At 73.5% G+C, this 19,239-nt stretch carries 14 protein-coding genes; 7 read left to right on the top strand and 7 right to left on the bottom strand.

Translation table 11 applies throughout. The annotated features are described in order from the left end of the window. Positions 1-2: 2 nt before the first annotated feature. Both ASC82_RS23830 and ASC82_RS23825 read left to right on the top strand, forming a co-directional pair. Positions 3-1,058 (top strand): Zn-dependent alcohol dehydrogenase, encoded by a 1,056-nt coding sequence (locus ASC82_RS23830; RefSeq protein WP_056651610.1) that lies wholly within the window; start codon positions 3-5, stop codon positions 1,056-1,058. Positions 1,059-1,136: 78 nt separating this feature from the next. Further along, positions 1,137-2,360 carry an MFS transporter gene (locus tag ASC82_RS23825; protein ID WP_056652480.1) on the top strand — a complete coding sequence of 408 codons (1,224 nt, stop codon included), beginning with the start codon at positions 1,137-1,139 and terminating at the stop codon, positions 2,358-2,360. Here ASC82_RS23825 and ASC82_RS23820 read toward each other — a convergent pair. Next, positions 2,309-3,319, bottom strand: coding sequence for a helix-turn-helix domain-containing protein (locus ASC82_RS23820; RefSeq protein ID WP_056651605.1), 1,011 nt, complete (start codon positions 3,317-3,319; stop codon positions 2,309-2,311). The two genes, ASC82_RS23825 and ASC82_RS23820, sit on opposite strands and share 52 nt — an antisense overlap. A 102-nt stretch (positions 3,320-3,421) precedes the next feature. On the opposite strand from ASC82_RS23820, the gene ASC82_RS23815 reads away from it, so the two are divergent. From ASC82_RS23815 to ASC82_RS23805, 3 genes are all read left to right on the top strand, one after another. Next, the gene (locus ASC82_RS23815; protein WP_199862606.1) at positions 3,422-4,630 is read left to right on the top strand and encodes an MFS transporter; all 1,209 of its coding nucleotides are present in this window, start codon (positions 3,422-3,424) and stop codon (positions 4,628-4,630) included. A gap of 92 nt (positions 4,631-4,722) precedes the next feature. Beyond that, positions 4,723-6,030 carry an MFS transporter gene (locus tag ASC82_RS23810; RefSeq protein ID WP_056651602.1) on the top strand — a complete coding sequence of 436 codons (1,308 nt, stop codon included), beginning with the start codon at positions 4,723-4,725 and terminating at the stop codon, positions 6,028-6,030. A 203-nt stretch (positions 6,031-6,233) separates the two neighbouring features. Further along, the gene (locus tag ASC82_RS23805; RefSeq protein WP_157863498.1) at positions 6,234-6,740 is read left to right on the top strand and encodes a hypothetical protein; all 507 of its coding nucleotides are present in this window, start codon (positions 6,234-6,236) and stop codon (positions 6,738-6,740) included. 14 nt (positions 6,741-6,754) lie between these two features. On the opposite strand, the gene ASC82_RS23800 is transcribed toward ASC82_RS23805, so the two are convergent. The 5 genes from ASC82_RS23800 to ASC82_RS23780 form a co-directional block, all read right to left on the bottom strand. After that, positions 6,755-7,351: a flavin reductase family protein gene (locus ASC82_RS23800; RefSeq protein WP_242427750.1), complete on the bottom strand. Its 597-nt coding sequence runs from the start codon at positions 7,349-7,351 to the stop codon at positions 6,755-6,757. Positions 7,352-7,449: 98 nt separating this feature from the next. After that, a complete protein-coding gene (locus ASC82_RS30445; protein WP_056651596.1) occupies positions 7,450-10,683 on the bottom strand; it encodes a hypothetical protein in 3,234 nt (1,077 codons plus the stop codon). Between the two features lie 165 nt (positions 10,684-10,848). Continuing rightward, entirely contained in the window at positions 10,849-11,652 is an 804-nt protein-coding gene (locus ASC82_RS23790; RefSeq protein ID WP_056652470.1) for an enoyl-CoA hydratase-related protein, read from the bottom strand. Then, entirely contained in the window at positions 11,643-13,865 is a 2,223-nt protein-coding gene (locus tag ASC82_RS23785) for an acetate--CoA ligase family protein (protein ID WP_056651593.1), read from the bottom strand. The genes ASC82_RS23790 and ASC82_RS23785 overlap by 10 nt, the downstream gene beginning before the upstream one ends. A 258-nt stretch (positions 13,866-14,123) precedes the next feature. After that, on the bottom strand, positions 14,124-15,305 hold the full coding sequence (locus ASC82_RS23780; RefSeq protein ID WP_056651590.1) for an NAD(P)/FAD-dependent oxidoreductase: 1,182 nt from the start codon (positions 15,303-15,305) through the stop codon (positions 14,124-14,126). A gap of 199 nt (positions 15,306-15,504) precedes the next feature. On the opposite strand from ASC82_RS23780, the gene ASC82_RS23775 reads away from it, so the two are divergent. Together ASC82_RS23775 and ASC82_RS23770 are read left to right on the top strand one after the other, a co-directional pair. Next, entirely contained in the window at positions 15,505-15,954 is a 450-nt protein-coding gene (locus ASC82_RS23775; protein WP_056651588.1) for a DoxX family membrane protein, read from the top strand. Continuing rightward, on the top strand, positions 15,954-16,352 hold the full coding sequence (locus ASC82_RS23770; RefSeq protein ID WP_056651584.1) for a Zn-ribbon domain-containing OB-fold protein: 399 nt from the start codon (positions 15,954-15,956) through the stop codon (positions 16,350-16,352). The genes ASC82_RS23775 and ASC82_RS23770 overlap by 1 nt, the downstream gene beginning before the upstream one ends. 48 nt (positions 16,353-16,400) lie before the next feature. Here the strand turns inward: ASC82_RS23770 and ASC82_RS23765 are convergent, their stop codons facing one another. Beyond that, positions 16,401-19,229 (bottom strand): ABC transporter substrate-binding protein, encoded by a 2,829-nt coding sequence (locus ASC82_RS23765; protein ID WP_079039442.1) that lies wholly within the window; start codon positions 19,227-19,229, stop codon positions 16,401-16,403. Positions 19,230-19,239 lie beyond the last annotated feature (10 nt).

The raw sequence follows: 19,239 nt of genomic DNA, 5'->3' as shown, positions 1-19,239 counted from the left end.
TCATGCGTGGTGTCGTGTTCGACGGGAAGTCCGTGCAGGTCGTCGACGACCTGGAGGTGCGGGCGCCCGGGCCCGGGGAGGTGCTCGTCGGGATCGCCGCCGCCGGGCTGTGCCACAGCGACCTGTCCGTCGTCGACGGGACGATCCCCTTCCCGCCGCCCGTCGTCCTCGGCCACGAGGGCGCCGGAGTCGTCGAGGCCGTCGGCCCCGGCGTCACCCACGTCGTCCCCGGCGACCACGTCGCCCTCTCCACCCTCGCGAACTGCGGCGCTTGCGCCGACTGCGACCGGGGGCGGCCCACCATGTGCCGCAAGGCGATCGGGATGCCGGGGCAGCCCTTCTCGCGCGCGTCGACCGGACAGGCGCTCTTCCAGTTCGCGTCCAACTCGTCCTTCGCCGAGCGGACCGTCGTCAAGGCCGTCCAGGCCGTGAGGATCCCGAAGGACATCCCGCTGACCTCCGCCGCCCTCATGGGCTGCGGCGTCCTCACCGGCGTCGGGGCCGTGCTCAACCGCGCGAAGGTCGACCGCGGCGAGACCGTCGTCGTCATCGGCACCGGCGGCATCGGCCTCAACGTCATCCAGGGCGCCCGGATCGCGGGCGCCCCGACGATCGTCGCCGTCGACACCAACCCGGAGAAGGAGGACGTGGCCCGGCTGTTCGGCGCCACCCACTTCCTCGCCTCCACCGACGGCGTACGGGAGATCCTGCCCACCGGCGCCGACCACGTCTTCGAGTGCGTCGGGCACACCGGCCTCGTCCGTACCGCCATCGAACTCCTCGACCGGCACGGCCAGGCGATCCTCCTCGGCATGACCGCGCCGACGGCCGAGGCGAGCTTCCCGCCCGCCGCGATGTTCCTGGACAAGTCGATCCTGGGCTGCCGCTACGGCTCCTCCCGCCCCCAGAAGGACATCGCGCTCTACGCGGAGCTGTACCGCTCCGGCGGCCTCCTCCTCGACGAACTGGTGACGCGGACGTACCCCGTCGAGGAGTTCGCGCGGGCCGTCGAGGACGCGGAGCAGGGGAAGGTGGCGCGGGGCGTGCTCACCTTCTGAGACGCCTGCTCCGAGGTGCGGGGCCGCCCCCGTAATTCCCCTGGGTGACAGCACCACCTGAGGGCTACGGTCGTGGCCATGTCCTACCGCGAGCTCGCCACCCGACCCGTCCTCGCCTGGTGCGCCGTCACCGCCGCCGGGCGCCTGCCCGTCGCCATGGCGCCGCTCGCGCTCGTCTTCCTCGTGCGCGAGCGGCCCGGCGGGTACTCCCTCGGGGCCGCGCTCGCCGCCGCCTACGTCATCGGCGAGATCGTCGCCGCACCCGTCCTCGGCCTGCGCATGAACGCCGAGCGGGCCCGGCCGCAGCTCGTCGCCGGACTCGCCGTCGGCGCCGCCGGGTTCGCCGGGCTCGGGTTCGCGCCCCACGCCCACCCCGTCGTCCTCGCCGCCCTCGCGGTGATCGCGGGCGCCGGACCTGCGGCCGTGGCCGGCGGGCTGCGCGCGCTCCTGACGAGCATGGTCCCCGAACGGGCCGTCACCCAGGCCATGAGCATGGAGTCGATGCTGACCTTCGGCGTCTGGGCGGCCGCCCCCGCCCTCGCCACCGGCCTCGCGCTCGGCGTCGGCCCCGCCGTACCGCTGCTCCTCATGGCCGCCCTCATGGCGCTCGCGGTCGCCGGGATGTGGCTGCTGCCGGCCGGCTGGGCCGCCGAACCGCCGGAGAAGGGGGTCTCCGCGCGGCGGGCCCTGCTGCGGGCCTGGCCCGTGTACGTCCTCGGCGCCGCCGGACTCTCGCTGCTCGCGCTCGCCGAGCTGCTCCTGCCCGCCCTGCTCGAACAGCGCGGGATCGCCATCGGCTGGGCCGGTCCGCTGCTCGCCGGGTTCTCGATCGGCTCGGCGGTCGGCGCCTTCGTCTACGGCCTGCGGGGGCACTGGCCGGGCCCGCTGCTCGTCCAGTCCGTCGTCCTGGTCCTCGCCGTGACCGCGGGCGTCGCCCTCGTCGCCCTCCTGCCCTGGACCGCCGCCATCGGCGCCGTCCTCGTCGCCGCCGGACTCCTCCAGGCCCCCGCCGGACTCACCCGCAACCTCGCCCTGCGCCGCCTCCTCCCGCCGTCCGCGCTCGCCGCCGGCTACTCGGTCATGTACGCGGCCGTCGGCGCCGGTTACGCGGCGAGCGGCGCCCTCGCCGGAGGCCTGCTCAAGGTCGTCGCCCCGTCGACCGCGATCCTCTACGGCGTCGCGCTGACCGTGCTCCTCACGGCGGTCGGCGCGGTGGGGGAGCGGCGGCTGACCCGCCGTACCCCCGTGGTTCAGGAGGCGGGGCCCGTCGTGGACGCGGAGGAGCGGAAGGTGCGGCGGTAGGACGTCGGGGTCACGCCGATCGCGCTCATCAGGTGCACGCGCAGCGACTGGGCCGTGCCGAAGCCGGCGTCCTGCGCGATCCGGTCGACGGGCAGGCCGGTCGACTCCAGGAGGTGCCGGGCGCGCTCGACGCGCTGCTGCGTGAGCCACTGCCCGGGACTGATGCCGACCTCGTCCCGGAAGCGGCGGGTGAACGTCCGTACGCTCATCGCCTCCCTCTCGGCCAGGTCCCGCAGCTGGATCGGCTGGTGGAGGTGGGCGAGCGCCCAGGCCCGTGCGGTGGTCGTGGTGTGGGTGCCCGCCTCGGGGAGGGGCCGCTCGATGTACTGCGCCTGGCCGCCGTCCCGGTGCGGCGGTACGACGGTCCTGCGGGCGACGTCGTTGGCGACGGCCGTGCCGTGGTCGCGGCGCACGATGTGCAGGCACAGGTCGATCCCGGCGGCCACGCCCGCCGAGGTGAGGACGTCGCCGTCGTCGACGAAGAGGACGTCCGCGTCGACCCGCACGCTCGGGAAGAGCCGCTGGAAGTGCGCGGCGGAGGACCAGTGGGTGGTGGCCGGGCGCCCGTCGAGGAAGCCGGCGGCGGCGAGCACGTACCCGCCGGTGCAGATGGAGACGAGCCGGGTGCCGGGCCGGATGTGCGCGAGGGCGGCGGCGAGCTCGTCGGTGAGCCTGCCCTCCTCGTAGACCGGGCCGAGCTCGTACGAGGCGGGGACGACGACCGTGTCGGCGGTGGCGAGGATCTCGGGGCCGTGCTCGACGTACACGGAGAAGTCGGCGTCGGTGGGGACCGGTCCCGCGACCGGGGCGCAGGTGACGATCTCGTACAGGAGCGTGCCGTCGGCGTCCCGGGCGCGGCCGAAGATGCGGTGCGGGATGCCGAGCTCGAAGGGCAGGAGCCCGGGGAGGGCGAGGACGGCGACGCGGTGGGGCCGGGGTGCGGGCGTGGACGTGGGCACGGGCGGTGCTCCCTCCGAAATTCAGTGGTGGTCCAGACCAGTTACTGGTACCTCTTCGTCTCCGTGACGGACAACACGTACAAGTCTGAGGCCGCCGAACGGATTCCCGTACCGGCAGAGCCGCCCGCACTGTGGAACCGTAACTTCCGGCTCTTCTTCGTCGCCCGCGCGGTCGCCGTCTTCGGCGAGGGCATGGTCCCGGTCGCCTACGCCGCCGGACTCCTCGGCGCCGGCCACCCCGGCTCCACCGTCGGCTACGCGCTGGGCGGCTGGACGGCCGCCTTCGCGCTCTTCGTGCTCTTCGGCGGCGTCCTCGCCGACCGGTTCACCGCCCGCCGCATGATGATCCTCGCGGACCTGCTCCGGCTCCCCGGCGCCGCCGTCCTCGCCGTCTCCTTCACCCTCGGCAGCCCGCCCCTGTGGGCCGTCTACGCCCTCTCCGTCCTCAGCGGCATCGGCGCCGCCCTCTTCCAGCCCGGCGTCGCCTCCACGATCCCGCGCATCGCCCCCGACGTGCAGCGCGCCAACGCCGTCCTGCGGGTCGTCGAAGCCCTCATGGTCATGGCGGGACCGGCCGCGGCGGGCCTGCTCGTCGCCCTCTGGAACGCGGGCGCGGCCTTCGCCGTCAACGGCGCGACCTTCGCCGTCAGCGCCCTCTGCCTCGCCCTCATGCGGCTTGCCCCCATCCCGTCGGACACGGCCCGCCGCGACTCCTTCGGCGCCGAACTCGCCGGCGGCTGGCGCGAGTTCCGCTCCCGCAGCTGGCTGTGGGGGGTCATCTCCATCTGGACGGTGTACGGGCTGACCGTCGCGGGACCGATGGTGCCGCTCACCGCGAGCCTGGTCACCGGCGACCACGGCTCCGCCACGTACGGCGTGCTCATGGCGATCAACGGCGCGGGCAGCGCCGTCGGCGGCCTCCTCGCCCTCCGGCTGCGGCCCCGCCGCCCCCTCGCGGCCGGGGCGGTGGCCCTCCTCGGCCTCCCCGTGAACCTCTTCCTGCTCGGCACGGACGCCTCCGTGGGGCTGCTGGGCGCGGGGCAGTTGATCGGCGGCGCGGGCTTCGCCTTCTGGCTGGTCATGTGGTCCACCGCCGTCCAGACCCACGTCCCGCAGGAAGCCCTCAACCGGATGCACGCGTACGACGTGGCCGGCTCGCTCCTCATGATGGGCGTCGGGCGCACCCTGTCGGGCCCGGTCGCGGCGGCGGTCGGCACGGAACGGGTGCTGCTCGCGGGGGCGGGAGTCGCGGTCTGCGTGGTGGCGGCGCTGCTCGTCGTACGGCCGATCAGGACGCTGCCACGGGTATAGGGCGCTGATGAACGATCCGTGGCCCGATCCTTTGGAAAGCTGTCATCCGGGCCAATGGTCGGCGCGGGGTCGCGGACGGGATGCTCAGTGGCATGGCCCAGACAACCGAGAGCCCCGCGTCGGCGCTCCAGCCCCCGCCCCGCCGCACGCCCCGCGTCCACCGCGCCTGGTTCGTCGCGGCGGTCACCTTCGTCACGATCATCGGCGCGGCGGCCTTCGCCTCCCTGCCGGGCCTGCTGATCGAGCCGCTGCACGGCGAGTTCGACTGGTCGCGCGGCACGATCGGCTTCGCCGTCTCGGTGAACCTCGCCCTCTACGGCCTCACGGCCCCCTTCGCCGCCGCCCTCATGGACCGCTTCGGCATCCGCCGGGTCGTCGCCGTCGCGCTGACGATCATCTCCGCCGGCTCGGTCCTCACCGTGTGGATGACCGCCGCCTGGCAGCTCGTCCTCTTCTGGGGCGTGCTGGTCGGCCTCGGCAGCGGCTCGATGGCGCTCGCCTTCGCCGCGACCGTCACCAACCGCTGGTTCGTCGCCCGCCGCGGCCTCGTCACCGGCATCCTCACCGCCGCCGGCGCCTCAGGACAGCTCGTCTTCCTCCCCCTCCTCTCCTGGCTCGTCGAGCACCACGGCTGGCGCCCCGCCGCGGTCACCGTCTCGCTCGCCGCGCTCGCGGTCGTCCCCTTCGTCTGGCTCCTGCTCCGCGACCACCCGGCGGACGTCGGTCTCGCCCCGTACGGCGGGGAGTACGCCGAGAAGCCCGCCCCCGTCACGGGCGCCGCGCGCCGGGCCGTCACCGTCCTCCTCAAGGCGGCCCGCACCGGCCCCTTCTGGCTGCTCGCCGGCACGTTCGCGATCTGCGGCGCCTCGACGAACGGCCTGGTCAAGACGCACTTCGTGCCCGCGGCCCACGACCACGGCATGCCCGTCACGGCCGCGGCCGGACTCCTCGCCGTCATCGGCGTCTTCGACGTCGTCGGCACGATCGCCTCCGGCTGGTTCACCGACCGCTTCGAGGCCCGCCGCCTCCTCGCCGTCTACTACGCGCTCCGCGGCGTCTCGCTCCTCTTCCTGCCGATGCTGCTCGCGCCGTCCGTGCACCCGCCGATGCTGTTCTTCATCGTCTTCTACGGCCTCGACTGGGTGGCCACCGTCCCGCCGACGATCGCCCTCTGCCGCGAGCACTACGGCGAGGACTCCGCGATCGTCTTCGGCTGGGTCCTCGCCTCCCACCAGGTCGGCGCGGCCCTCGTCGCCTTCGGGGGCGGCGTCGCCCGGGACGTCTTCGGCTCGTACGACGTCGTCTGGTACGCCTCGGGCGCGCTCTGCGCGGCGGCGGCCCTGATGGCCCTGGTCATCCGCCGACCCCGGACGGAGACGGTGACCCTGGCGGGAGCATGATGGCCACCAGGGGGTGATCGCGCATGAGTGAGCGTGGGGTGCGCGAGGGTGGGATGCGTGAGCGTGGGACGAGTGAGCGTGGGACGAGTGAGCGCGGGACGAGTGAGCGCGGGTTGCGCGAGCGCGGGATGAGTGAGCGTGAGTTGCGCGAGCGTGGGATGCGCGAGCGTGGCGTCCGTGACCGGGCCGTGAACGAGCGAGTCATGAGCAAGCGGGACGAGGGGCGCACATACAGCCGGATGCTGTGGGCCTCGGTGCTCGCACTCGCCCTGGAGGGGGCCGTCGCCCTCATCCTCCTCGTGGTGTTCGGGGACGCCGGGCAGCCGGAGCCGGGCGAGGAGCGCCTCAGCGCGCTGACCCTCCTCGCGCTCCCGTTCCTCGCGGTGTTCTGGCTGCTTCCGGCGTTCGCGGTCTCCGCCGCGCTCGTGCTGCCGATCGTGCTCCTCGGCGAGGCCCTGACGCGCCGGCTGGGCGGGCGCCCGACCGGCTGGCAACTGCTCCTGTCGACCGCCGCCGGGGCCCTGCTGTGGCCGCTCGCGGGCGGGCCGGGCTGGCTGGTGGCGACGGTGTGCCTGGCCACGGCGGCGCTTGTCACGCGCCACGCGCGGCGGGGCTACTTCGTGGCGCTGCTGGTGTGGGGGACGGTCGCGGTGCTGACCGTGTTCCTGCTCGGCAGCCTGGGACTGCACATGGGCGTGATCGAGGCCTGACGGCGCTTGCGCGACTAGGCGCGAAAGCGCCCGAACTTCCCCCGGTGAAAGAGCAGCGGGTCTCCGTCCTCCTCCGCCCCCAGCGACTCCACCCGCCCCACGACGATCAGATGGTCGCCCCCGGTGTGGACGGCGGTGATCGTGCAGTCGATCCAGGCGGGCGAGCCGGCCAGGCGCGGCGAGCCGGTCGCCGGCGCCGGGTCCCACTCCACCCCCGCGAACTTGTCGGCCCCGCTGACCGCGAACGACCGGCAGAGCGGGCCCTGCTCGGCCCCGAGGATGTTGACGCAGAAGGTGCCCGCGTCCGCGATCCGGGGCCAGGTCGTCGACGTACGGGCGACCATGAAGGCGACCAGGGGCGGGTCCAGGGAGATCGAGGCGAACGACTGGCAGGCGAAGCCCGCCGGGCCGTCGTCGCCGAGGGCCGTGACGATCGTGACCCCGCTCGCGAAGTGACCGAGGACGCGGCGGAATTCGGCCGGGTCGACGGGCGGTCGCTCGTCCTCCCGTACCGCGCGCAGTACCGGCCGTGGCAGTGGTTCGACGGCCGTCGGCGAACCGGCCGCTCTCAGGTGTCGGACGGCGGTGGCCGCCATCCCGGCGTGTCCCATCACACCGTCCATTGAAGCTGACGGTTCGTCAGATAGGAAGCCCCCGGGGCGACGGCGGTCCGCCGCCCCGGGGGGCATGCTTCATCCCGATACGAGGATCAGCCGACGACCGCCGAGGTCGCCGGGGTCCACGCGACACCGTTGAGGTGCCCGGTCCGGTAGGCCGTCACCCGCACGGTGATCTTCAGCCCGCGCTGCGCCGACGTCAGCGTGAACCAGGCCTTCGTCGCCCCGCTGATCGCCCGCCCGTTCGCGTACCACTGGTAGGCGTACGAGGTCGGCGCCGGCGTCCACGTCCCCCGGTTCAGGGTCAGCGTCCGGCCGACCCTGACGGTGCCGGTGGTGTAGGGGGCCTTGGTCGCCTTGGGGGCGACGCCCTTGACGACGGCGGTCGCGCTGGCGCCGGTCACGGCCGGGTGACCCGCCTTGCGGGCGGTCACCGAGACCGACAGCTGCTTGCCCTGGAGGGTCGACGGGATCGTGTACGAGGAGGCCGTGGCCCCCGCGATGATCACGCCGTTGGCCCGCCACTGGTACGCGTACCCCTCGGCCGCCGGTGACCACGAACCGCTCGTCGCCGTCACCTTGCCGCCGACGACGACCGTGCCCGTGATCTTGGGGGCGGCGGTGACGTGGAGGGGGGCGATGACGGTGATCTGGCCGCGCGCGAACCTCTCGGCGTCGTGCGTGACCACGGTCGCGTACAGCCTGGTGCGCGGGGCGCTCGTCAGGTCGAGTGAGACCAGCATGCTCCGGCGGTCGGTCGCGACGGAGACCGTCGTCGAGCGGGCGCGGTAGGAGCCGGAGGTGAGCTCGACGACGTCCTTCTCGTGCAGGGCGGTGCCGGTGACCTTCATGGTGATCTTCCCGGCGCCGACGGTGCCGGGGGTGACGGTGCCGATGGTCCGGGAGTCGGTGCCGCAGGGCGAGTACACGCAGGAGAACTTCGCCGATACCGGCACGGAGGACGTGGCGGGCTTCGACGGCATGCCGATCAGGAGGACGGTCGGCCGGGACACCGGGTACCACTCGTCCGCCGTCGGAACCTCGCACTCGTAGCGCCCGTAGTAGTACCGCTCCGTACAGCCGTCCTGGCGGTCCGCCAGCGTGTACAGCCTGGGGGTCGGCGTGCCCGAAAGGGTGGTACCGGACGTCTGCGGCATGACGAAGCGGTCGCCCGACATCGTCGGGAGCACGGCACAGATCGCGGTCTTCTGCTCGGAAAGGGTGGCGACGAGCGGCCCGAAGCCGTAGCTCACATTGGGGACCTTGGCGCACTCGGGCGCGGGCCCGGCAGCGGTGCCGATCCGGAGTGCGTCGAGGCGGTAGGCGGGGGTGGTGGTCGCGTCCTTCTCGACCTCGACGATCACCTGGTAGCCGGTGGACCCGGTGACGGCACAGCCGTACAACGGGTCGTCACAGGCATCCGCACCGTCCGGCCGGTACACGCCGAGGGCAGAGGCGGAGGGGTCCGGCGTGGCGCGGGCGTCCACGTGCAGGGTGTCCCGGGCGTCGGCGGTGGTCACCCGGTGGCAGACGAGCCGGCCGGACACGGCGGAGAGGCCCGCGGCCGACGGACGGCCGACCGCTGTGGCGGGGGTCGTGACGCAGCCGCGCGCGGTGGCGGTGATGTCCCGGCGGGTGAGCGTGTGCTCGGAGGGGGAGCCGGCGCTACGGAGGAGCACCGTGTGCGAGAGCCCGGGCGTCAGGGAGCAGTTCGCCAAGGTGCTGTCATCCTCGTCCGCGTCGCAGACCCGACGGCCCTTCTCGTCGACGACGGCCACGTCGAGGGAGCTGTAGCCGGTCGCGTTCGTGATCTCCAGGAGTTCGCGGCTCGTGTGGGCGTCCGCCGGAATCGTCAGGCAGTCGGCGAAGGCGTCGGCCTCGACGGTCGCCTTCACCTGGGCCGGGTCGGCGCCGAAGCCGCCCGCGGGGAAGGGCCGGCAGGCGCTCGACACGTCCGTGCGGTGGACAACGAGCCCGTACGAACCGGTGAACGAGCTGCTTCTGCCCGTCACCAGCGCGCGATACGGGGCGGTGCCGCTGAGGAGGCAGGTGCCCACGGCGGGGAGGCCCCAGCAGATCGGCGCGCCGGTCGCGTCCCGCACCGTGACGTTCATCTGTGCGCCGGCGTATGCGGACGAACTCGTCATGAGGGCCAGCTTGGCGCCCTGGGGGGCCGCCAGGTTCACGCAGTCGATCTCGCCCGGCTCGGTGAGGGAGTACCACTGCGGCTGGGCGAACACCGAGTCCGAGCAGCCCTGCGAGGACCGCGGGTCGGTGATGCGCAGAGGGTCGCCGCCGATGAGGGTGTAGGTGACGCCCGCGGTGAGCCGGCACTCGTGGTCGCAGACCTGTCCGGTCGCTCCGTACATCTCGACGCCGCGGGGGACGCCGTCCGCGTCGAAGGCCTGGATCTCGTACGAGCCGGAGGTGGCCGGCGTGAACGTCCTGCACGGGAGAGGAGACACGGCGTCGGCGGGACCGGAGCCGTACGGCGTCACGGACGCCACCGCGCACCCGACGGGGTCGGAGAGGCGTCGGACCTGCACGGTGTACGTGAGGGGGCCGGAGGAGCCGCCGGCGCTGACGTCCGAAAGGACGCGGTAGCCGCCGGTCCCGGCGGGCAGCACGCAGGTGTAGCCGACGCTGCAGAGGTGCTTGCCCGTGTCGTCGGTGATCCACCCGGTGAACGTGGCGTACCCGGAGACACCTCGGAGCTGCGCCTTGACCAAGGCGCCCTGCTCGGCAGTGAAGGAGTGGCAGATGAGGCCAAGGGTGTCGGAGAGGGTGCCGGTCGTCGGTGGTGCGCCGATGTCGGTGCTGACGGGGCCGGTACAGCCCGGGCCCGGCATCAACGGGAGGACCGCGATCCGCGTCTCACCCGTGTAGCCCCCCGCGTGGTTGGCGATGTCGAGCCGGTACGTGCCGACGGCCAGGTCGCAGGACACGAAGCCGATACCGGCCGTGGGGCACACGGGCGTTCCGCCGGAGGAGAACGTGGCGGCCAGGTTTCCGGTGCCCAGCACCTTGTGCAGTCCCGGCCGCTCCACCGTCACCGTGAAACAGACGGAGCCGGGGGCGGGCACGGACACCGTCCTGACCGCGTCGCCCGGGTCGCCGAAGGGGGCGAGCGGCAGGGCGGGGCAGTTGTCGATGGTGGGGGCCACGGTGGGGGTGGGCGCCGGCTCGACCGTCGGGGTCGGTGTCGGGTCCGGTGTCGGGTCCGTCGGCGTCGACGAAGGTTCCGGTTCCGGTTCGGTTTCCGGCGCGGGAGCCGTGCTCGCGGTCGCCGCCGGCGTGGCCGCCACCGCGACCCCCGCCGGCAGCATCGGACTCAGCAGAGCAGTGAGGAGCGCGGGAACGAGAAGAAGGGATCTTCGGGACCTGCGGGATCTTTTGCGCGAGCGCGCGGAGTTGGGCATTCCGTTCCCCCCGGAGCGGCAGTGTGTGGCATATGCGCGACACACCATAAGGCTCCGGTAGGACAGCCTCCGCTACCGCCCCTCGTACCGCGCCTCCCGCCGCTCCACGAAGCTCGCCACCCCCTCCTGCGCGTCCCGCGTCGTCATGTTCAGCTCCTGGGCCGTCGCCTCCGTCGCGAAGGCGGTCGCGCGGTCCGTGTCCAGGGACGCGTTCACGAGCTGCTTCGTCAGGGCGATGGCGCGGGTCGGGCCCGCCGCCAGGCGTTCCGCCCATTCGCGGGCCGTCTTCTCCAGGTCCTCCGCCGGGACGACCCGGTTCACCAGGCCCAGCTCCTTCGCCTCCGCCGCGCCGACCGCGTCGCCGAAGAACATCAGCTCCTTCGCCCGCTGCGGGCCGATCAGCCGGGGGAGGAGATACGCGCCTCCGCCGTCCGGGACCAGGCCCCGCCGGACGAACACCTCGATGAAGCGCGCCGAGTCCGCCGCCAGCACCAGGTCGCACGCGAACGCCAGGTGCGCGCCGATCCCCGCCGCCGTGCCGTTCACCGCCGCGATCACCGGCTTCTCGCAGTCCATCACCGCTCCGATGAAGCGCTGCGCGCCCTGCCGGATCATCCGGGCCACGTCCCCCGCGACCCGGTCCCCGGTGGCGGGCGCGCCCCGCAGGTCCGCGCCCGCGCAGAAGCCCCGGCCCGTCGCCGTGACGACCACCGCCCGGACGTCCGGGTCGGCGGAGGCCTCGCCGAGCAGGGCGATGATCCGCTCCCGCTGTTCCCAGGTGACCGCGTTCATCGCCTCGGGGCGGTTGAGCGTGATCCATGAGACGCCGTTCTCGACGGCGTGGAGGACGTCGGTCACAAGTGCTCCTATCGGCAGACCGCGAGCGCGTCCAGGGCCACCGCCCCCTGCCCGCGCGGCAGCACCATCAGCGGGTTGATGTCCAGTTCGGCGAGGTCGCCGTCGAGTTCGAGGGCCATCCGCTGCACCCGCAGCACGACCTCGACGAGCGCGTCGACGTCGGCCGGCGGAGCTCCCCGTACGCCGTCGAGCAGCGCCCGGCCCCGCAGCTCGGCGAGCATGGAACGGGCCTCGTTCTCGCCGAAGGGCGGGACGCGGACGGCCGTGTCGTTCAGGACCTCGACGAGCACCCCGCCGAGTCCGACCGTCACCGTCGGGCCGAAGAGCTCGTCGCGGGTCACGCCCACCACCATCTCCACGCCGCGCCCGACCATCTGGCAGACGAGGATGCCGTCGAGGTCGATCGACTCGTACCGGGCGATGTCGGTGAGCTCGCGGTACGCGTCCCGGACCTGGCTCGCCGAGGTCAGCCCGACCTTCACCAGGCCCAGCTCGGTCTTGTGCGCGAGCTGCGCGCCGGACGCCTTCATCACGACCGGGTAGCCGACGAGCCCGGCCGCCCGGACCGCCGCCGCCGCGCTCGTCACGAGCTGCTCGCGCGGCACCCGTATCCCGTACGCCCGCAGCAGTTGCTTCGCCGCGTGCTCGCTGAGCCGCCGGCCGGGCCGCATGAGGGCCTGGGCCTTGCGGAGGGAGGGGGAGGGGGTGCGGGGCGCCTCGTCGAAGGGGGAGCGGTAGCCGGTGGTGAAGCGGTGGTGGTCGAGGTAGGCCTTGACGGCCCCGATGCAGTTCCCGAAGGTGCGGAAGGTCGCGACCCGCGAGGAGCCGAGGAGGGTCGTGCGGTACGCCTCCTCCGTCCCCACCGGCGAGCCCCAGACCACGCACACCAGCTTGTCCGTCGCCTCGGCGGCGTCGACCAGGTCCTGCGCGAGCTTGTCGCTCATGGGCGGGAAGGGGCCGGTGATCGGACAGATGAGGACGCCGACGGAGGGGTCGGCGAGGATCGCGTCGATGATCTTCCGGCCGCGCCAGTCGCCCACCGGGTGCCCGCCGTTGTCGACGGGGTTGGAGACGCTCAGGTACTCCGGGATCCACTGGTGCAGCTCGTCCTGCTTGGCCTGGGGGAGCGTGGGGAGTTCGAGTCCCGCCGCCGTGGCCAGGTCGGCGAAGTGGGCTCCCGTACCGCCGGAGATCGAGTAGACGACGACCCCGTCGGCCTGCGGCCTGCGGGCGCGGGCGAGCAGGGTCGCGGTGTCCTGGAGCTGGTCGAGCCCGTCGACCCGGATCACCCCGTACTGCCGCATGGCCGCGTCGACGACCTGGTCGGCGCCGGTGAGCTTGCCGGTGTGGGACGCGGCGGTACGGGCCCCGGTCTCGGTCCGGCCGACCTTCACGGCGACGACGGGGACGCCCTGGCGCGCGGCCCGGTCGGCGGCGAGGAGGAAGGAACGGCCGTCCTTGAGCCCCTCGACGTAACAGGCGATGGCCCCGACCTCGGGAAGTCCCGCGAAGTACGAGATGAAGTCGGAGGTCTCCAGGTCGGCTTCGTTGCCGGTCGGGGCCCAGTGCGAGAGCCGGACGCCCAGCTCCTGGAGGGTGAAGACGGGCCGCCCCTGGTGGCCGGACTGCGTGATGAGCGCGACGGCGGGGCCTTCGAGGTCCTCGCGGAAGCGCTCGAAGGCGTTGAGGTTGGTGTTGGGGCCGAGGAGCCGGAGCCCCGAGCGGCGTACGGCGGCGGCGAGCCGTTCCTGCGCGGCGGCGCCCGCCTCACCGGTCTCGGCGAAGCCGGAGGCGAAAGCGACCGCGAACTTCACCTTCGTGTCGGCCAGTTCCTCGATCACGGGGAGCGGGTCGGCGACGAGGAGGACGGCGAGGTCGACGGGCTCGGCGAGCGCACCGACGGAGGGCACGCAGTCGATCCCGAAGACGCTCTCCCGGGTCGGATGGACCGGATGGATCCGCGCCCCGACGCGCTCGGCCCAGGCGAGCAGCTGCCGGGTGATCCCGGTGTTGGGGCGGCCCTCGGTGTCGGAGGCGCCGACGACGGCGACGGACCCGGGCCGGAAGAACCGGTCGAGATCGGGCACGGGGGCGTGCAACGGCCGCCCGCTAACGTCCTGGTCGCCGGGGGCGACGGTGACGCCGTGCACGACGGCGGTGGGCGCCTCCCCGCAGGCGACCACCCGTGCGCGGAGATCGGTGGTGAAGGTGCCGTGAGTCGATCCAAGCATCGTTCCGCTCCACCTTCCGCCCATGACTGCTGACCTGACGCATGGTCAGATTACAGAACTGACGGTCAGTCAGGAATGGGCGTGCGGTGGGGATGTTGGGATGTTGGGGTGATGCGGGGGCGGAGGGCCGGCCCGATGCCTTCGTGCGGTCCTCTCGGCGGCTCCGGGCGGTCCGTCGCGTGATCGCCCCTGGTGGCCCCTGGCGGCCCCCAGCCCCTATCCGGCCCCTGGCGGCCTCCAGTGGCCCCTGGCCGTCCCCTAGCGGCTCCGGGCGATCCTCCGCGCGATCTTCTCCGCGTCCATCGCCAGCTCCCGGAACATCCCGCTGATCGGGTTCGTGAACCCCGTGAAGTACAGCCCCGGCACGTCACGCGGGCAGCGCGCCCCGTGCACCACCGGCCGGCCGTGCTCGTCGAGCACGCCGTCCAGGTGTCCGAGGAGCGGTTCCAGGGCCCGGCGGTAGCCGGTCGCCGCGATCACCGCGTCCGGGGCGATCCGGGTGCCGTCCGCGAGGAGCACCTCGCCGCCCTCGAAGCCGTCGACGGCGGCGACGACCTCGACCTTCCCGGACCGGACGGCGTCGATCAGGCCCACGTCCTGCACGGGGACCGCGCCCTCCCGCTGCCGGGTGGCGAGGCCCGTGTCCGGCCGGGGCAGGCCGTACGCCGCGAGGTCCGGCGTCGCGAACCTGGCGAGGAGCGCGCCCAGCCGGTCCACCAGCCCTGCGGGCAGTCGCCGGATCAGGATGCCGGACCGCTGGGCGGGCCAGCCGAGTGTCGTCCGCCGCACGATGTGGGGGACCGTCCGCACCGCGAGCCGTACGCGCCCGGCGCCGCCCTCGGCGAGGTCGGCGGCGATCTCCGCGCCGGTGTTGCCCACGCCCACGACGAGGACGTCCTTGCCCGCGTACGGACCGGGGTTGCGGTAGGCGCGGGCGTGGCTGAGCTCGCCCTCGTAGGCGTCGCGGCCGGGCCACTCCGGTACGTACGGGGTGTGGTTGTAGCCGGTGGCCACGACCACCGCGCGGCCGATGAGCCGCCGCCCGCCGGTCGCGTGGAGGATCCACTCGGCCCCGGCCGACTCGGCCCCGGTCGATTCCGCCCCCGCCCGCTCGACCCGGAAGACCTCGACGCCCGTCACGACCTCCAGCTCGTGCTTCTCCGCGTACTTCTCCAGGTAGCGCACGACGTCCGCGCGGGCGACCCAGCGGCCGAAGGAGCGGGGTATCCGCAGGCCCGGGAGGCCGGAGAGGCGCCGGGTGGTGTGCAGCCGCAGCCGGTCGTAGTGGGTGCGCCAGGAGGCGCCGACGGCGTCGGACTTCTCCAGGACGACGACCCGGACACCCCGCTCGCGCAGGGAGGCGGCGACGGCGAGTCCGCCGGGGCCGCCGCCGATGACGTACACGGGGTGGCTGGAGCGTTGCTGGGGGGTGGTGACCATGAATGCTGAGCGTAATGACGTGTACACGCAGTGGGTCTCGACCAAGAGGGATTTCGGTTGCGAATCGGTCACGTCGGCGCCACCGGCGCCTCCCTCGACCGACTCCTCCAGCCGTGACCCTCCCGCCCACCCCTTGCGCGGGAGGCGCGCCCTGCGCTGAACTGACGTACCGTCAGATACGACTCCTCGAGGGGCGCGCATGCAGACCGTCTGGCTCACCGGCGCCGAATGGCTCGCCGTCCTCCGCATCGGCCTCGGACTCTGGTGGCTGGAGAGCTGGCGCCACAAGGACAGGAAGGGCTGGTTCGAGCGCGGCACCGGCATAGCCTGGGCCGCCGACGTCGCCGCCAAGCACAAGTGGCCGCAGGTCAAGAAGGGCTTCGACACCGTCGTCGCCCCCCGCCCCAAGGCCATGGCGTACGTCGTCGTCTACGCCGAACTCGCCCTCGGCCTCGGCCTGGTCGTCGGCTTCCTCACCCCGGTCGCCCTCATCGGCGGCCTCCTCCTCAACCTCCTCTACCTCGTCCTGATGATCCACGACTGGGCCGAGCAGGGGCAGAACGCGATGATGGCGCTGATCTCCCTGGTCGCCCTCTTCGCCATGTCCTGGCAGACCTGGTCCCTCGACTCCGCGATCGGACTCTTCTGATGACGGCCGCCGACCCCGACATCGACGCCTTCACCCGCCCGTACTGGGACGCCGCCGCCGAGGGGCACCTGCTCCTGCGCCACTGCGCGGCCTGCGACAGGACCCATCACTACCCGCGCGAGTTCTGCCCCCACTGCTGGAGCGAGGACGTCCGCTGGGAGCGGGCGAGCGGCCGGGCCACGCTCTACACCTGGTCCGTCGTCCACCGGAACGACCTCCCGCCCTTCGGCGAGCGCGTCCCGTACGTCGCGGCCGTCGTCGACCTCGCCGAGGGCCCGCGCATGATGACGGAGGTCGTGGACGTGCCGGAGGCGGAGCTGCGGATCGGGATGGAGCTGCGGGTCGCCTTCCGGGCGGAGGGCGAGGTGACGGTGCCGGTCTTCACGACGGGTTCGTGAAGACCGGGATCGGCCTCCACCGGTTCCTGAGGCCCCCACCGCCCCCTGTCACGACACGTAGGCCGTGGCCAGCGAGGGACCCCGCCCGTCGAGGGTGATCCCCTCCAGGCCCCGGCGGTACGGCAGGAGCCTCTCGTACCGGCAGATCGGCACCACCACCCCGTGCTTCACGAGGAACTCGTCCACGGCGGCCCACGCGGCCGCCTGCGCACCGCCGCCCGTCGCCGCCGACGCGCGGTCGATCGCCGCGTGCAGGTCGCGGTCGGCGAGCGCGCCGAGCCCCTGGCCGTTCGGCACCCGCGTGTCGAAGAAGGACCGGAAGAACAGCGCCGGATCCGGCGAGTACGTGGAGAGCGTCACCACGTGCAGGTCGTATCCGTAAGAGCCGGTACGGGTCGTGGACGCGACAGGCATCGGCGCCCCCACATCGGCCGCCCGCGCCCGGAACCCGGCCCTCAGCAGCGCGTCCACGACGGCCTGCGCCCGCTCGCGGCCCATCGGCTCGCCCTGCGTGTACCCGACGACGAGTTCGTGCGCCGGCGCTCCCGCCTTCGCGAGCGTCATCCGGGCGCGCTCCGGGTCTCCGTTCTCGGGCGTCCCGAGCGGCCCGGCGCCGGCCTCCAGGTGGCCGCGCACGCCGGGCGGCAGGAGGCGGGTGGCGGGCACGGCCCGGTCGTCCCCGACGATCCGATGCACGTCCTGCCGGGGGAACGCCAGCGCCAGGGCCAGCCGTGCGCCTCGGTCCCGTACCCGCCGCGTGTTGACCACGTAGAAGCTCACCGTGGTGCTCGACCCCTGCGCGAACCGCAGAGTCGGCGCGGCGGAGGTGTCGGGAATGCCGGGAGCGCCCTGAGCACCGGGAACGTCGGAGTCGAAAGCCACCACGGGGCGTCCGGCGGGCGACGACGCGATCCGCGCGGCCAGGGATTCCCCGGCCGCATCGGACACCTCGAAGCGGTACCCGTCGGGGAGGGCCGTCCGCAGGGGATCGGTGGCGGCGTCCCACTGCGGGTTCCGTTCGAGCGAGGGGTACTGCGTACCGTCACCGACCTGGTTCCGCGCGATCAGGTAGGGCCCGCAGGAGGGCCGCGTGGCCTCGTCGCGCGCGGGGTCGGTGGCGACCGGGGCCGGTGCCCCCGCCGGCCCGGCGAGGAGGAAGGGAAAACCGGTGTCCGGCCTCCTCAGCCGGTAGACGACGGTCCGCCGGTCAGGCGCCTCGACCGTCCTGACTGTCGCCGTGAACACGACCCCGAGAGGGTCCGGGGAGCTGTCCTTGTCCAGCCGGGTGAAGGCACGCGTGAACTCCGCACTGGTGACGGCGGTGCCGTCCTGGTACCGGACGTTCTCCTTCAGCGTGAACGTCCACGTCCGGCCGCCGTCCATCGTCCGCCCCGGGTCGGTGGCGAGATCGCCGACGAGCAGGAGACGGCCGTCCGCCGCGCGCTTGTAGCCGGTGAGACTGCGCGAGACGAGCTGACGGAGCTGGGCGAGGCCCTCCTCGGACGCGAGCCTGCCCGGACCGGACGAGTCGGGCAGCGGCGAGCTCAGGATCGTCACGCCCCCGCCCCGACGGGCCCCGTCGGGAGCGGGCGCCGGACCCCGGGAGTCGGCGGCGGTACCGAAGGGCGTGTCGTACGGGACGGAGGAGCCCGTACTCCCCGCCCCACCGCTCCCGTGACCGCCGGGCTCGTCGAGCATCCCCAGGGCCATGCCGCCACCGCCGAGGACCACGGCCCCGACGACGGACAGGAAGCTGCGACGGGAGGGGGGTTGAGCGGTGCTCTCGGCCTCGGCCTGCTCGGCTTCCGCTTCGGGCGGGGCGATCCGGTAGGAGGTCTCCGGTGCGAGTACGGGATCGGGATCGGGTACGGGATCGGGCGAGGGTGCGGGCTCGGGTACGCGTACGGGATCGGGTAAGGCGGCGGGTACGGGATCGAGTACGGGCTCCGGTACGGGATCGAGTACGGGCTCCGGTACGGAAGCGGCGGCGGCAGCCGTCCCGGCCGACACGCCCCCCGTCCCCGTCCCCGCCCCGGCCAGCGCCTCAAGCCGCTCGATCGCCGTCTCCGCGTCCGGCCGTTCCAGCGGGTCCTTCGCCAGCAGGTCGGTGACCAGCTCCGCCCAGCCGTCCGGCAGCCCGGGCCGGGCCCGGTCGATCGGCGGAGGCGGTTCGTGGAGGTGGTGATGGATCAGCGCCGCCGCCGCGCCCGCCATGAACGGCGGGCTCCCGGTGAGGAGTTCGTACAGGACGCAGCCCAGCGAGTAGAGGTCGCCGCGCGGGTCGTCGGGCTTGTCCTTGAACCGCTCCGGCGCCATGTAGGGCACGGTCCCGTTCGGCCCGTCGCCCGTGCGCGTCAGCCGCTGCGTCGCGGCGTCGACGAAGGTGGCTACCCCGAAGTCGAGCACCTTCACCAGGTTCTCGTCGGTGAGGAAGACGTTCGCGGGCTTGATGTCGCGGTGCACGACCCCGGCCCGGTGCGCGATGGCGAGCGCCCGGCAGATCTGGGCGCCGACCCGTGCCACCTCGCCGGGTGCGAGCGGCCCCTCCTCGCGCAGCCGCGCCGCGAGCGTCCGCCCGGTGAGCAGGGGCATCACGAGGTACGGAACGTCCCGCCCGTCCTCGCCGACCGCCGTCCCGTGGTCGTGGATGCCGACGATGTACGAGCTCTCCAGGACCGCCGCGGCCCGCGCCTCCCGGTGGAAGAGCGCGAGCAGCCGTTCCCGGTCCGCCTCGGGCGTCTCCTCGGGCGCGGCGAGCACTTTCACGGCGACGCGGCGGCCGAGCCGGTGGTCCTCGGCACGCCAGACGACGCCCATGCCTCCGGCGCCGACCCGCTCGACGAGCTCGTAACGGCCGTCCAACACCATCCCCCGCATGGGGTCAATC

It is taken from the genome of Streptomyces sp. Root431 (assembly GCF_001426585.1).
Taxonomy (GTDB): Bacteria; Actinomycetota; Actinomycetes; order Streptomycetales; family Streptomycetaceae; genus Streptomyces; species Streptomyces stackebrandtii.
The sequence above is the reverse complement of the archived record's forward strand: the minus strand, read 5'-3'. Positions and strand labels throughout refer to the sequence as shown.